Genomic DNA, 13,020 nt, shown 5'->3' on the forward strand with positions numbered 1-13,020 from the left:
GATCCGTTTTCCGCAGGAAAACGGATCTGACCCCGGAAACAAAAAATCCCCGGTCGACCCGCATCGACCGGGGATGGGTAACGCCACGTTGCCACGCCTTGGAGAGGCAGTTCCACCGTAGCGCATCGCGCGGCCGGTGGTGATCGCCTGTGGCGATGACGACCAAGCGTGCGGCTATCAGGCGCGGGCCAGGGCCTGCTCCAGGTCCGCGTGCAGGTCACCGATATGTTCGATGCCGATCGACAGCCGCACGGTGTCCTCGCTGACGCCGGCCTGGGCCAGCTCGGCCGCATCCAGCTGACGATGGGTGGTCGAGGCGGGATGGGTGGCCAGCGACTTCGCGTCTCCCAGGTTGACCAGGCGGGTGAACAGCTTCAGTGCATCGAGGAAACGCGCGCCGGCTTCGCGGCCGCCCGGCAGGCCGAAGGTCAGCACGCCCGAGCCGTGCCCGCGCAGATAGCGCTGCGCAGCAGCATGCTCGGGGTCGTCGGCCAGCCCGGCGTAGCGCACCCAGGCCACCTTGGCGTGCGACTTCAGGAACTGTGCGACAGCCAGTGCGTTGGCGTTGATGCGTTCCATGCGCAGGGCCAGAGTCTCGATGCCCTGCAGGATGAGGAACGCGTTGAACGGCGACAACGCTGCGCCGGTGTTGCGCAGCGGCACCACGCGTGCGCGGCCAATGTAGGCCGCCGGCCCCAGGGCTTCGGTGTAGACCACGCCGTGGTAGCTGGGGTCGGGCTGGTTGAGGCGGGCGAAGCGCTGGGGCTGCGCCGCCCAGTCGAAACGGCCGGAGTCGACGATCGCACCGCCCAGACTGTTGCCGTGACCACCCAGGTACTTGGTCAGCGAATGCACCACGATGTCGGCGCCATGCTCGAACGGGCGCAGCAGGAAGGGCGTGGCTACGGTGTTGTCAACGATCAGTGGCACGCCGGCGGCATGCGCGACCTCGGCGATCGCGGCGATGTCGGTGACGTTGCCACGCGGGTTGCCGATCGATTCGACGAACACCGCCTTGGTGCGTTCGTCGATCAGGCCGGCGAACGCAGCCGGATCGGCGGGGTCGGCGAAACGCGCCTGGATACCGTATTGCGGCAGCGTGTGCGCCAGCAGGTTGAGGCTGCCGCCATACAGCGCGCTGGACGCAACGATGTTGTCACCGGCCTCGGCGATGGTCTGGATGGCGTAGGTGATGGCGGCCTGCCCTGAAGCCAGTGCCAGCGCGCCGATGCCGCCTTCCAGCGCCGCCAGGCGCTGCTCCAGCACGTCGGTGGTGGGGTTCATGATGCGCGTATAGATGTTGCCCGGCACCTTCAGGTCGAACAGGTCGGCGCCATGTTGCGTGTCATCGAAGGCATAGGCCACGGTCTGATAGATCGGCACCGCCACCGCGCGGGTGGTGGGGTCGGGACGGTAGCCGCCGTGCACGGCCAGGGTTTCCAATTGCCACTGCGGGTCGCTCATTACACCAGGCTCCATCCGGGGAAGCCGCCAACATAGGCCAACCCGGGCCGCCTGCTGAAAGCCGCTGGCGATGACGTCCGTACCACCGGTTATCAGGTTGGCCGCGATTCAGGCAGCCGTCATGGCCCGTTGCTAGGCTTCGCCGCCGGGCGCTCCTGCCCGGGCACGGAGGCCCCACGCGCATGCAGCCATCCCCCTGGACACCCGCCGCCAGCGGCACGCCTACGCCGGTCCTGCTGGTGGAGGACGACCGCCGCCTGGCCGAACTGGTCAGCGACTACCTCCACGAACATGGTTTCGCCGTGCAGCACGTGGCGCGTGGCGACCTCGCCGGAGCGGCCTGCCGCCAGCATGCGCCGGAGCTGGTGGTGCTGGACCTGATGCTGCCCGGCCTCGGTGGCATCGATGTGTGCCGGCAGATCCGCAGCTTCTCCGATGTGCCGATCCTGATGCTGACCGCCTGCGAAGACGACATCGAGCAGGTGCTGGGCCTGGAATCGGGCGCCGACGACTATGTGCACAAGCCAATCGAACCGCGCCTGCTGCTGGCCCGCCTGCGTGCCCTGCTGCGCCGCCGCCATGGCAACAGCGCGACCGGCACGCCCTGCCGGTTGATGCATGGCGAACTGCTGATCGACCGCATGCAACGTGAGGTGCATCTGCACGGGCGGCCGGTGGAGCTGGGTACGACCGAATTCGAGATCCTGTGGCTGCTGGCCAGCCAGCCGGGGCAGATCCTGTCGCGCGACCATATCCTGCAGGCGGTGCGCGGCATCGATTTCGATGGCCTGGATCGCAGCGTCGACGTCAGCATCGGCAAGCTGCGCCGCAAGCTCGGCGATGATGCGCGCGAACCCCGGCGGATCAAGACCGTGTGGGGCCGCGGCTACCAGTTCAATCCCTCGGCCTGGTCAGCGTGAAGCGGCTGTTCCTGCGCCTGTGGCTGCTGGTCGGCGCGAGTTTCCTGATCACCCTGCTGCTGATCAACCTGGTCTTCGACCGCATCTATCTACCCACCCAGCAACGGATCTTCGCCGAACAGGTACGCGGACAACTGTATGCGCTGCGCCAGGGGCTGCAGGGCAAGGATGAGGCTGCCCAGCGGCACCAGTTGGCGCAGTGGCAGCCGCATTACGGCATCGCGCTGACGCTGCTGGCCACGCCGCCACCGATCACCCCGGAAGAAAGGCAACAGCTGCAACGCAACGGGATGATCGCCCGGCAGAAATTCGAGATCGTCTGGGCGCCGTTGGAGCCTGCACACCCGGACGGTCGGTGGCTGCAGCTGCACCTGCCCGGCGAACCGTCCACCTCGCTGTACCTGACGCTGGTCGCATACTCGGTGATGCTGGCGCTGTTCGGGCTGTGCCTGTACGCGTGGTCACGCGTGCTGTGGCGCGACCTGGATGCACTGCGCGTGCATGCCGACCGCATCGGCGCCGGCGACCTGCAGGCGCGCGCGCAGGTTTCGCCACGCTCGCAGATCCGGGTCATCGTCGAGCATTCCAACCGCATGGCGGCGCGCGTGGCCGAACTGGTGCAGCGCCAGCGCGACCTGACCCATGCGATCTCGCACGAACTGCGCACGCCGATCGCACGTGTGGCCTTCGGCCTGGACCTGATGCGGGACAGCGATGATCCCGCGCGTCGCGCGCGCCTGGCGCAGGGGCTGCACGGCGACCTCGCCGAGCTCAACCGGCTGGTCAGCGAACTGCTGGCCTACGAGCGGCTGGAACACCCCATTGAAGCCGAACCGCTGCAGCGGATCGAGGCCGACGATTGGCTGCAGGCGTGCATGGCCGATGCGCGCCGCGATGCCGAACGTGATGGCCTGGTACTGCGCGTAAAGCCCAGCGCGCTGCCGCGGGTGGATGCCGAGCCACGCCTGCTGCAGTTGGCGTTGAGCAACCTGGTCGGCAACGCGCTGCGCCACGCCCGTTCACAGGTAGAGGTCTCGCTGGTCGGCGTCGACGGCCGTGCCTGCCTGCGCGTGGACGACGACGGCCCGGGTATCGCCGAGGCCGATCGGGAGAGGGTGATGCGTCCGTTCACCCGCCTGGATGACAGCCGCAGCCGTGATACGGGTGGCTTCGGCCTGGGCCTGGCCATCGTCCACCGCGTCGCGCTGCGTCACGGCGGCGAACTGCGCATCCGCCGCGCAACACTGGGCGGCGCGCGCCTGGAAATGCACTGGCCGCTGGCTGCCAGCTGAACGCCCGAGGGCGCGATTACAGTTGATTACAACTCCCGCACAACTGCGGACGGATCGGTCGCCGGCGTATCGCCACGCTGGCGACCCTGCAGCACACGCCGGATGCGCGTGCTGCATTCCTCCCTTTGTCGAGAGTGCCCATGTCCCAGCGTCACCGTACCCCCACCCTGCTCTGCCTGGCCCTGCTGCCGCTGTTCGTAGCGCCGATCGCCCATGCCAAGGATGACCACTGGACCTTCGAAGTCGCCGCCGGTGGCGGCGTGACGCCGCGCTACAGCGGCAGCGAGGAGTATCGTGCAACGCCTTCGCTGTCCTTCGATGTCACCGCGCCAGGGGGCTGGTTTCTGGGCACCAGTGGCATTGGCTGGGGCACCACCCTCGGCGAGCACACCCGCGTGCGGGCCTACGTCGGTGCCAGCGGCATCCGCAAGGACAAGGATTCGCTGCTCGGTGGTTCGGACTTCCTGCGCGGCATGGGCGATATCGATACCCGTCCCCTGGTCGGCATCTCGGCTGGATATACGCTGGGCGAAGCGGTGCTGAGTGGCACCTGGCAGTTCACCCGCAAGGATGAAGACAAGGGCGACAACGGCCTGGCCACGCAGCAGATGCACCTGAGCCTGATGATGCCGCTGTTCGACCTGGCCGGCGGCGTGGTCAGCGGCAGTGTCTCGACCGTCTACGGCAACCGTGGCTACGTGCAGACCTGGTACGGCGTCAGCCCGGCGCAGGCTGCGCGTACCGGCTTCGCCCAGCACGCGCCGAAGGCCGGCCTGGTCAGTGCCGGCGTCGGCCTGAAGTGGAGCCACCGCGTGGGCCGCAACGGTAGCTGGTACCTGTCGGCCGAAGGCACGCGCCTGCTCGGCGATGCGGCCGACAGCCCGATCGTGCAGAAGCCGAATCAGTTCGGCCTGATGAGCGGATACACCCATCGCTTCTGAAGGGACGCCGGGCATTGCCCCGGCGCTATCGGCGGGAAACGGGGCACTGCACTCCGGCAGCGCCCCGCTGTGCGTCATGCCTTGGCGAACACCAGATGCCCGCCATCGTTGCCGACTTCGATGACGTCGCCGTTGACGAAAGCACCGGCCAGGATCTTCTGCGCCAATGGATTTTCCAGCTGTGCCTGGATCGCGCGCTTCAACGGGCGTGCGCCATACACCGGATCGAACCCGACGTTGCCAAGCAGGTCGAAGGCTGCATCGGACACCATCAGCTTCAGCCCACGCTCGGCCAGGCGCTTTTCCAGGCCACGCATCTGGATGCGCGCGATCTGCTTGATCTGCTGCTTGTCCAGCGGGTGGAACACCACGATGTCGTCCAGGCGGTTGATGAATTCCGGGCGGAAGTGCGCCTGCACCACGCCCATCACCGCCGCCTTCATCTGCGTGTAGGCCTCCGGGCTGTCATCGGCACTCATGTCCTGGATCTGGTGCGAGCCCAGGTTCGAGGTCATCACGATGACGGTGTTGCGGAAGTCCACGGTGCGGCCCTGGCCATCGGTCAGGCGGCCATCGTCCAGCACCTGCAGCAGGATGTTGAACACATCCGGATGCGCCTTCTCCACTTCGTCCAGCAGGATCAGCGAATACGGACGGCGGCGCACCGCTTCGGTCAGGTAACCACCCTCTTCGTAACCGACGTAGCCCGGAGGGGCACCGATCAGGCGGGCGACGCTGTGCTTCTCCATGAACTCGCTCATGTCGATGCGGATCATCGCGTCGGCGCTGTCGAACAGGAACTCGGCCAGCGACTTGCACAGCTCGGTCTTGCCCACGCCGGTCGGGCCCAGGAACAGGAACGAGCCGGCCGGGCGGTTCGGATCGGACAGGCCCGCACGCGAACGCCGCACAGCGTCGGAGACGACCTTGATCGCTTCCTCCTGGCCGACCACGCGGTTGTGCAGCACCTCTTCCATGCGCAGCAGCTTGTCGCGCTCGCCTTCAAGCATCTTGTTGACCGGAATGCCGGTCCAGCGCGACACGACCTCGGCGATTTCCTCGTCGGTGACCCGGTCCTGCACCAGCTTGAAGTCCTTGTGTTCGGCTTCCTGGGCAGCGGCCAGCTGCTTTTCCAGCTGCGGCAGCAGGCCGTACTGGATCTCGCTCATCCTGGCGAAATCCTGGCGGCGCTGTGCCGATTCCAGCTCCAGCTTGGCCTGCTCGACCTGCTCCTTGATCTTGGTTGCACCCTGCAGCGCGGCCTTCTCCGACTTCCAGATTTCATTGAGGTCGGAGAACTCGCGCTCCATCGCATCGATGTCGTTTTCCAGATCGGCCAGGCGCTGCCGCGAGGCTTCGTCCTTTTCCTTCTTCAGCATTTCGCGCTGGATCTTCAGCTGGATCACCCGGCGTTCCAGGCGGTCCAGTTCTTCCGGCTTGGAGTCGATTTCCATGCGCAGGCGCGAGGCGGCCTCGTCCATCAGGTCGATGGCCTTGTCCGGCAACTGGCGGTCGGTGATGTAGCGGTTGGACAGCGTCGCAGCGGCGACGATGGCCGGGTCGGTGATCTCCACGCCGTGGTGGACCGCGTACTTCTCCTTCAGCCCACGCAGGATGGCGATGGTGTCTTCCACCGACGGCTCACCCACGAACACCTTCTGGAAGCGGCGCTCCAGCGCGGCATCCTTCTCGATGTACTTGCGGTACTCATCCAGCGTGGTGGCACCCACGCAATGCAGTTCGCCGCGTGCCAGCGCCGGCTTCAGCATGTTGCCAGCGTCCATCGCGCCATCGGCCTTGCCGGCGCCGACCATGGTGTGCAGCTCGTCGATGAACAGGATGATCTGTCCCTCGCTCTTGGCCAAGTCGTTGAGCACGCCCTTCAGGCGTTCCTCGAACTCGCCGCGGAACTTGGCGCCGGCGATCAACGCGCCCATGTCCAGTGACAGCACGCGCTTGCCGCGCAGGCCCTCGGGCACTTCGTCGTTGATGATGCGCTGTGCCAGCCCTTCGACGATCGCGGTCTTGCCCACGCCGGGTTCGCCGATCAGCACCGGGTTGTTCTTGGTCCGGCGCTGCAGCACCTGGATGGTGCGACGGATCTCTTCATCGCGGCCGATCACCGGATCGAGCTTGCCGCTCTCGGCGCGCGCGGTCAGGTCGATGGTGTACTTCTCCAGCGCCTGCCGCTGTTCCTCCGCATTTTCCGACTGCACGTTCTCGCCGCCACGCAGCTTGTCGATGGCAGTCTGCAGGCGGGTCTTGTCGGCGCCGGCGGCGCGCAGCGCCATGCCCAGCGTACCGCCATCTTCCAGCGCGGCCAGCACGAACCACTCGCTGGCGATAAAGGCATCACCGTGCTGCTGGGCCAGCTTGTCGGTCTGGTTCAGCAGGCGCCCCAGGTCGTTGCCCAGCGAGACGTTGCCGGCCTGGCCGGACACCTTGGGCAAGGCATCCAGCGCCTCGGTCAGGCGCTCGCGCAGAACCGGCACGTTCACGCCAGCCTGGGCCAGCAACGGACGCGTGCTGCCGCCCTGCTGATCGAGCAGCGCGTTGAACAGGTGAACCGGTTCGATGATGCTGTTGTCGCGGCCCACGGCCAGCGACTGTGCGTCTGCCAGCGCCTGCTGGAAACGCGAAGTGAGCTTGTCCATCCGCATTGCGAATCCTCATCGGTGATCAGGGCCGGCCCGTGCCGGCGATGCTGGAAAGATGCGGTTGCCCCACCCGGTTTCAAGGGTGACTGCGACTGCACCTGGAGGCCAGTCAGCCCGCGGCCAGCATGCCGCACCGCATGTTGCCGCCGCGTTGATCCTGCGCAAGCCAGTGCGCGTCGGGCACTGGAATCCGCGCATCGCGGATGCGATACTTGCGAATCATTCTCATTTCGATCAAGGCCGCGCGTCTCCCTCCATGCCTCCCCACCACGAACAACTGGGCGTGCTGTACCGCGATCACCGGGCCTGGCTGCAGGGCTGGCTGAGCGGCCGCGTGGGCAATCGCGATGTGGCCGATGACCTCACCCAGGACACCTTCGCGCGGCTGCTGCACGGGCGTGATCTGGCCGCACTGCGTGAGCCGCGTGCGTTCCTGACCACGGTCGCGCGCGGGCTGGCCGCCAACTGGTTCCGTCGCCAGGCACTGGAGCGCGCCTATCTGGAGTACCTGGCGCAGGTTCCGGAACCCGCGCTGCCCTCACTGGAAGACCAGGCCGTGATGCGAGAGGCCCTGCAGCAGATCGACGCGATGCTCGACGGCCTGCCCGCGATGGCACGCCGCGTCTTCCTGCTGGCGCAGTTCGATGGGCTGCGCTATGAGGCCATCAGCGAACAGCTGGGGCTGTCACTGTCGACGGTGAAGCGGCATATGAAGCGGGCGCTGATGGGCTGCCTGGCGCACACCTGCTGAACATGACGACGGCCGAATCGGCGCTGCGACCGCGCGTGCTGGAAGAGGCCGCCGACTGGCTGATGCGCCTGCACGAGGACGACAGCGCGGCGCAGCGCGCGCAGTGGCAACGCTGGCACGATGCCCACCCCGAACATGCGCGCGCCTGGCAGCGCGCGGAACGCCTGCTGGCGCTGAGTGGCCAGGTGCCCCCTGCCCTCGCCCACGGCGCACTGCAGCGCCCAGCCTCGCCGGGCCGTCGTGCGCTGCTTCGCGGTGTCGCCGCATTGCTGGTCGCCCCGCTGGGTGGTTGGCTGGCCTGGCGCCTGTACGACGCTGCGGCCTGGGATGCCAGCGTGCGCACCGCCGTGGGCGAGCGCCTGCGCCACGTGCTGGACGACGGCAGCGTGTTGCACCTGGACACCGATACCGCCGTGGATATCGCCTTCGACAGCCAGCAACGCCTGCTGCGGCTGCGGCATGGCCAGGTCCTGGTGGAGACCGCGGCCGATCCCCGGCAACCGGCGCGTCCCTTCGTGCTCGCCAGTCCCGCAGGACGCATGCAGGCCCTGGGCACGCGCTTCAACGTGCAGCATGCCGACGCGACCACCCGGTTGGCGGTGCTGGAAGGGGCAGTACGGATCGTACTGGCCGCGACGGGGCAGCAACGTGTCGTCGAGGCTGGAACGCAGGTAGGCTTCCGTGCGGATGCCTTCGCGCCCACGCAGGCCATCGCAGCGGGCGTCGACGCTTGGCGCCACGGCATGCTGGTGGTCGATGCCCAGCCCCTGCGCCGCGTGCTGGAACAGCTGGGCCGCTATCAAACCGGCTGGCTGGCGTGTGACGATGCGATCGCATCGCAGCGGGTGTCCGGCGCGTTCCCTGTGGATGACCCGGACCGCAGCGTCGCCATGCTGGCAGCCATCCACGGGCTGGAGATACAGCGCGGACCGGGGGGACTGTGGACGCGGCTGCGCGCAGGAACGTCACGGTGACCGGCCCGCATCGCCCGCAGTGACACTTTTTCCGCGCCTGGGTGGCAGAGGAAGTGAATCCCTTCCTTGCGTGCCCTCCATGCCCTCCATGACCCGATCCTTCCGGCTGAGCCTGCTGGCCATTGCCCTGGCGACCACGCCGGTGTTTGCGCAGACGGCTTCGCTGCAGGCCGTAGCCGCTACCGAACAGGCCGCCAGCCCGCTCGGCCTGGCCTTGAGCAGCTTCGCCGCCCAGCGTGGCATCGCCCTGTCGTTCGACCCGGCGCTGGCCGCCGGACGCACGGCACCGGCCCTGTCGGGTACCTTCAGTACCGAACAGGGCTTTGCACGCCTGCTGGCCGGTACCGGCCTGCGCATCCAGCCTGGCGCAGACGGCAGCTACACGCTGCAGGCGGCGGACAACGTTGTACCGGCGTCAGCAGCGCGAAAGACCCAGCCGCTGCGCGTGAGCGGTGAAGTCCAGCCGTTCCGCTATGCCGAAGGCCTGCGCCTGGACGAGGACTACATACATGCCCAGACCACCGGCAACGGTGACATCGGTCGCCTGTTGAGGATCAATCCCGCCGTCCAGTTCGACAACGCCCAGTTGAGCGGCTTCACCCCGGGCGATATCGCGCCGGCCAATGTCAGCATCAACGGTGCGCCGTTCTACCAGAATGCCTTCGTGGTTGACGGCATGAACTTCAACAACGACATCGATCCCGGTGGCGATCCATCGCCCTACCGCCTGGCGACTGCCCCGGGCAACAGCCAGGCCTTCGCGCTGGACACCGACCTGCTGGCCGACCTGACCGTGCTGGACAGCAACGTTCCGGCGGCCTACGGCGGTTTCAGTGGTGGCGTCATCGAGGCCAATGTCCGCAAGCCGAAGGACACCTTCTCCGGCAGCGTGTCCTACCAGACCACGCGCTCGTCCTGGACCCGCTACCTGCTGGATGAAAGCATGCGAAAGGACTATGCCAATGCTTCGTCGTGGGGAGATGGCCAACCCGAGTTCACCAAGGAAACCTGGCGCGCCACGCTGGAAGGCAAGGTGACCGATACGCTGGGCGTGCTGGCCAACGTCACCCGCAAGCGCTCCACGATTCCCACCTACTTCTATTCCGCCCACCTGGTCGACAGCTACGGCTCGGAGCGCGAAGTGCAGCGCCAACGCTCGGACCAGGCCATGCTGAAGGCGGTCTGGGAGGCCAGCGACCGGCTGACCGTCGATGCGTCCTTCACGCATGCGCCATCGGAGAACCAGCTGTTCCGGTCCAACATCCGCGGCGCCGGCGTCCGCATTGACAGCGGCGGCAGCATGATCAACCTGGGGGCCACGTGGCAGGCGGACTGGGGCACGATCACCCAGCGCCTGAGCTGGAGCAGCACCGAGCAGTCGCGCGATGCGCAGAGCGATGACTACTTCACCTGGCTGCGCTCGGCCAGCAAGGACTGGGGCACCAATGCGTCCACGCTGGAAGGCGAGTTCGGTGACATCGAACAACGGCAGCGACGCCTCACCTACAGTGCGCAGGCACAGACCCACGCCTTCGACATTGGCGGAGGCATCCACCAGCTGACCACGGGCGTGGAGCTGACCCGGCAGCGGTTCGACTATCGTCGCCTGACCGAGAACAGCACCTACGTCGTCCCGGCCCGCACCACCACCTGCACCCTCAACTCCGGCCAGATCGATACCGCCTGTGACATGGGCCTGACAGCGGCGGCGGGGTGGCCCGGCCAGTACTTCACCCGCCGCACCCGCTACGCCACCGGTCACATCGGCTTCGATGTGGAGAGCTTCGCCGCACACATCGACGACGACATGCGCTACGGCGCGGTCTCGATCCGTCCGGGCCTGCGCATCGAGCGCGACAGCTACATCGGGCAGACCACCCTCGCACCTCGCTTCGCGCTGAGCTGGGAACCGCGCGATGGCACCCTGCTGACCGCAGGTGCCAACCGCTACTACGGCCGCAACATGGCTACCTGGAAGCTGCGCGACGGCGTCAACCAACTGCGCTACAACAACGAACGCCGTACCAGCCTCAACGGGGCGTGGACGACCGGTGCCCAGGCCGGCAATGACACCTACTTCAACATCGACAAGGTGGGCTATGCCGATGAGCTGATGCTGGCGTGGCGTCAGGACTGGGCGGGCTGGCGCTTCAACCTGAAGGCCGTCAATCGCCGCCTGCGCGACCAGGTCATCAACGTGAGCGGGCGCATCACCGGCATCACGCCCGACGACCCCACCCTGGCCAGCAACTACAGCACCTGGTCCAGCACGGGCAGTGGCCTGAGCAACATCTACTCGCTGACCGCGCAGCCGCTGCGGGGCTGGACGGCCGGGGCGACGCATACCCAGGCACTGTTCTCGCTGGACTGGACCGACGTGCGCAAGGCAGTACCGTTCTACGACGACAGCGCCGACCTGTTCTACCTGAACCCATGGATCCGCTACGACGGCCGCTACATGCGCTACCAGCAGAAGCCCGCCGACAACTACACCCGTCCGTGGACGGCGCGCTTGAACACCATCACCCGCATTGCACCGCTGGACCTGACCGTGACCAACATGCTGACCTACTCGGCCGGCTACCGCCGGATCGCCAGGACCTTGCAGACCGAGATGTACCAGGGCGAGCGCATCGAGGTATGGGAAGAGCGGCAGTACTCCCCGTCGCTGACCTGGAACGTCCGCCTGGGCTGGGAGCGCGAACTGTCCGCCCAGGCAGGAACGGTGTACGCGAATGTGGACATCACCAACGTACTGAACCGGCGCAATGTCTACGGCGCATCCTCCGCCGTGGGCAACGCGCCGCTGTATGACATCGGGCGGCAGTTCTGGCTGGAAGTGGGCTACCGCTACTGACCGCATCGCGCCGATGAACGCTGTTGCGCCCGCCGGCATGCGCGCTGCCCGGCGCCTGGTCCTGTCCGTCGCCACCCTGTTGCTGGGCGGTGCGGGCGGGCCAGCGCCTGCGCGCGACACACCCTGCCCCGGCACACTGCCTGCGCGACCGGACGGCGCGTGCCTGCGCACGCTGTACGGCGGGCCCAGCGGAGGCTGGCCCGCGCCGGAGGTCGAACCCGGCGTGGCATGGAAGGAACTGGCCCCACTACCGTCACCCGTCGATCCACCGGACAATCCCTCCACGCCTGCCAAGGTGGCGCTGGGCCGTCGGCTGTTTTTCGACCCGGTTCTTTCGAAATCGCGACAGCTGGCGTGTGCCAGCTGCCACGACCCGGACCTGGGCTGGGCCGACGGTCGGCGCGTGTCGTTCGGGCACGACCGCCAATCCGGTCGCCGCAATGCGCCGAGCGTTGCTATCAGCGCGCACGTGGCACCGCTGTTCTGGGATGGACGCGCGGCCACGCTGGAAGCGCAGGCGCTGCATCCCATCGCAGATCCCATCGAGATGGGGTTCAGTGCCCGCGGCGCCGTGCGTCGCCTGCGCCGCGATGCGTCCTATCGCGCAGACTTCGCCGCGGTGTTCGCGCAACCGCGCATCGATGCCAGCCAGCTCGGCCAGGCCATCGCCGCGTTCGAGCGCAGCCTGTCGCCGCGCAACAGCCGCTTTGATCGTTTCCTGCGCGGCGATACGCGTGCACTGGACGACGCCCAGCTGCGCGGCCTGCACCTGTTCCGCACGCAGGCCGGTTGCATGAACTGCCACAGCGGGGCAGCGCTGACCGACAACGGCTTCCACAACCTGGGCCTGCATTTCCACGGCCGCGCGCGGCAGGATCTGGGGCGCTACGAAGTGACCGGCGATCCTGCCGACAGCGGGCGCTTCCGCACGCCCTCGCTGCGCGGTGTTGCCAGCACCGCGCCCTACATGCACAACGGCTTGATTCCCAGATTGTCCGGGGTTCTGGCGTTCTATAACGTGGGCGGTGCGCGGCCACGGCCACCGGCCTCATCCCCGGCAGGCGCCGCGCCCTTCCCTGAGCCTGATCCGCTGCTGCGGCCGCGCGGACTCGGCAGGCAGGATCTGCAGGACATCGAAGCCTTCCTGCAGACCCTGTGAGGCCA

General features: G+C 67.4%; 9 protein-coding genes. 7 read left to right on the plus strand and 2 right to left on the minus strand.

The window, feature by feature from the left end:
• Nucleotides 1–177: 177 nt before the first annotated feature.
• Nucleotides 178–1,464 carry an aminotransferase class V-fold PLP-dependent enzyme gene (locus ACMZPQ_RS19995; protein ID WP_197583441.1) on the minus strand — a complete coding sequence of 429 codons (1,287 nt, stop codon included), beginning with the start codon at nucleotides 1,462–1,464 and terminating at the stop codon, nucleotides 178–180.
• A 182-nt stretch (nucleotides 1,465–1,646) separates the two neighbouring features.
• Between ACMZPQ_RS19995 and ACMZPQ_RS20000 the strand changes: the two genes are divergently transcribed.
• The 3 genes from ACMZPQ_RS20000 (at nucleotide 1,647) to ACMZPQ_RS20010 (ending at nucleotide 4,617) form a co-directional block, all read left to right on the plus strand.
• Complete coding sequence (locus ACMZPQ_RS20000) at nucleotides 1,647–2,384, plus strand: winged helix-turn-helix domain-containing protein (RefSeq protein ID WP_197583440.1); 738 nt, start codon at nucleotides 1,647–1,649, stop codon at nucleotides 2,382–2,384.
• Nucleotides 2,381–3,676: an ATP-binding protein gene (locus ACMZPQ_RS20005; RefSeq protein ID WP_197583439.1), complete on the plus strand. Its 1,296-nt coding sequence runs from the start codon at nucleotides 2,381–2,383 to the stop codon at nucleotides 3,674–3,676. Before ACMZPQ_RS20000 ends, ACMZPQ_RS20005 begins: the two co-directional genes overlap by 4 nt.
• A 140-nt stretch (nucleotides 3,677–3,816) precedes the next feature.
• Entirely contained in the window at nucleotides 3,817–4,617 is an 801-nt protein-coding gene (locus tag ACMZPQ_RS20010) for a MipA/OmpV family protein (RefSeq protein WP_197583438.1), read from the plus strand.
• Nucleotides 4,618–4,691: 74 nt separating this feature from the next.
• Here ACMZPQ_RS20010 and clpB read toward each other — a convergent pair whose 3' ends face one another.
• A complete protein-coding gene (gene clpB / locus ACMZPQ_RS20015; protein WP_197583437.1) occupies nucleotides 4,692–7,277 on the minus strand; it encodes an ATP-dependent chaperone ClpB in 2,586 nt (861 codons plus the stop codon).
• Between the two features lie 253 nt (nucleotides 7,278–7,530).
• On the opposite strand from clpB, the gene ACMZPQ_RS20020 reads away from it, so the two are divergent.
• The 4 genes from ACMZPQ_RS20020 to ACMZPQ_RS20035 all read left to right on the plus strand — a co-directional run bounded on the left by ACMZPQ_RS20020 (nucleotide 7,531) and on the right by ACMZPQ_RS20035 (nucleotide 13,015).
• On the plus strand, nucleotides 7,531–8,025 hold the full coding sequence (locus tag ACMZPQ_RS20020; RefSeq protein ID WP_197583436.1) for a sigma-70 family RNA polymerase sigma factor: 495 nt from the start codon (nucleotides 7,531–7,533) through the stop codon (nucleotides 8,023–8,025).
• Nucleotides 8,026–8,027: 2 nt separating this feature from the next.
• Entirely contained in the window at nucleotides 8,028–8,999 is a 972-nt protein-coding gene (locus ACMZPQ_RS20025) for a FecR domain-containing protein (protein WP_197583435.1), read from the plus strand.
• 88 nt (nucleotides 9,000–9,087) lie between these two features.
• Nucleotides 9,088–11,856, plus strand: coding sequence for a secretin and TonB N-terminal domain-containing protein (locus tag ACMZPQ_RS20030; RefSeq protein ID WP_197583434.1), 2,769 nt, complete (start codon nucleotides 9,088–9,090; stop codon nucleotides 11,854–11,856).
• Nucleotides 11,857–11,869: 13 nt separating this feature from the next.
• Nucleotides 11,870–13,015 (plus strand): cytochrome-c peroxidase, encoded by a 1,146-nt coding sequence (locus ACMZPQ_RS20035; protein WP_414486132.1) that lies wholly within the window; start codon nucleotides 11,870–11,872, stop codon nucleotides 13,013–13,015.
• Nucleotides 13,016–13,020: the final 5 nt, after the last annotated feature.

It is taken from the genome of Stenotrophomonas maltophilia, assembly GCF_047497515.2.
Classification (GTDB): domain Bacteria; phylum Pseudomonadota; class Gammaproteobacteria; order Xanthomonadales; family Xanthomonadaceae; genus Stenotrophomonas.

What these genes read in the sequence shown, in the direction of transcription:
- ACMZPQ_RS19995 (WP_197583441.1), bottom strand. Translation starts at nt 1,464, where the DNA reads ATGAGCGACCCGCAGTGGCAATTGGAAACCCTGGCCGTGCACGGCGGC.
- ACMZPQ_RS20000 (WP_197583440.1), top strand. Translation starts at nt 1,647, where the DNA reads ATGCAGCCATCCCCCTGGACACCCGCCGCCAGCGGCACGCCTACGCCG.
- ACMZPQ_RS20010 (WP_197583438.1), top strand. Translation starts at nt 3,817, where the DNA reads ATGTCCCAGCGTCACCGTACCCCCACCCTGCTCTGCCTGGCCCTGCTG.
- clpB (WP_197583437.1), bottom strand. Translation starts at nt 7,277, where the DNA reads ATGCGGATGGACAAGCTCACTTCGCGTTTCCAGCAGGCGCTGGCAGAC.
- ACMZPQ_RS20020 (WP_197583436.1), top strand. Translation starts at nt 7,531, where the DNA reads ATGCCTCCCCACCACGAACAACTGGGCGTGCTGTACCGCGATCACCGG.
- ACMZPQ_RS20025 (WP_197583435.1), top strand. Translation starts at nt 8,028, where the DNA reads ATGACGACGGCCGAATCGGCGCTGCGACCGCGCGTGCTGGAAGAGGCC.
- ACMZPQ_RS20030 (WP_197583434.1), top strand. Translation starts at nt 9,088, where the DNA reads ATGACCCGATCCTTCCGGCTGAGCCTGCTGGCCATTGCCCTGGCGACC.
- ACMZPQ_RS20035 (WP_414486132.1), top strand. Translation starts at nt 11,870, where the DNA reads ATGAACGCTGTTGCGCCCGCCGGCATGCGCGCTGCCCGGCGCCTGGTC.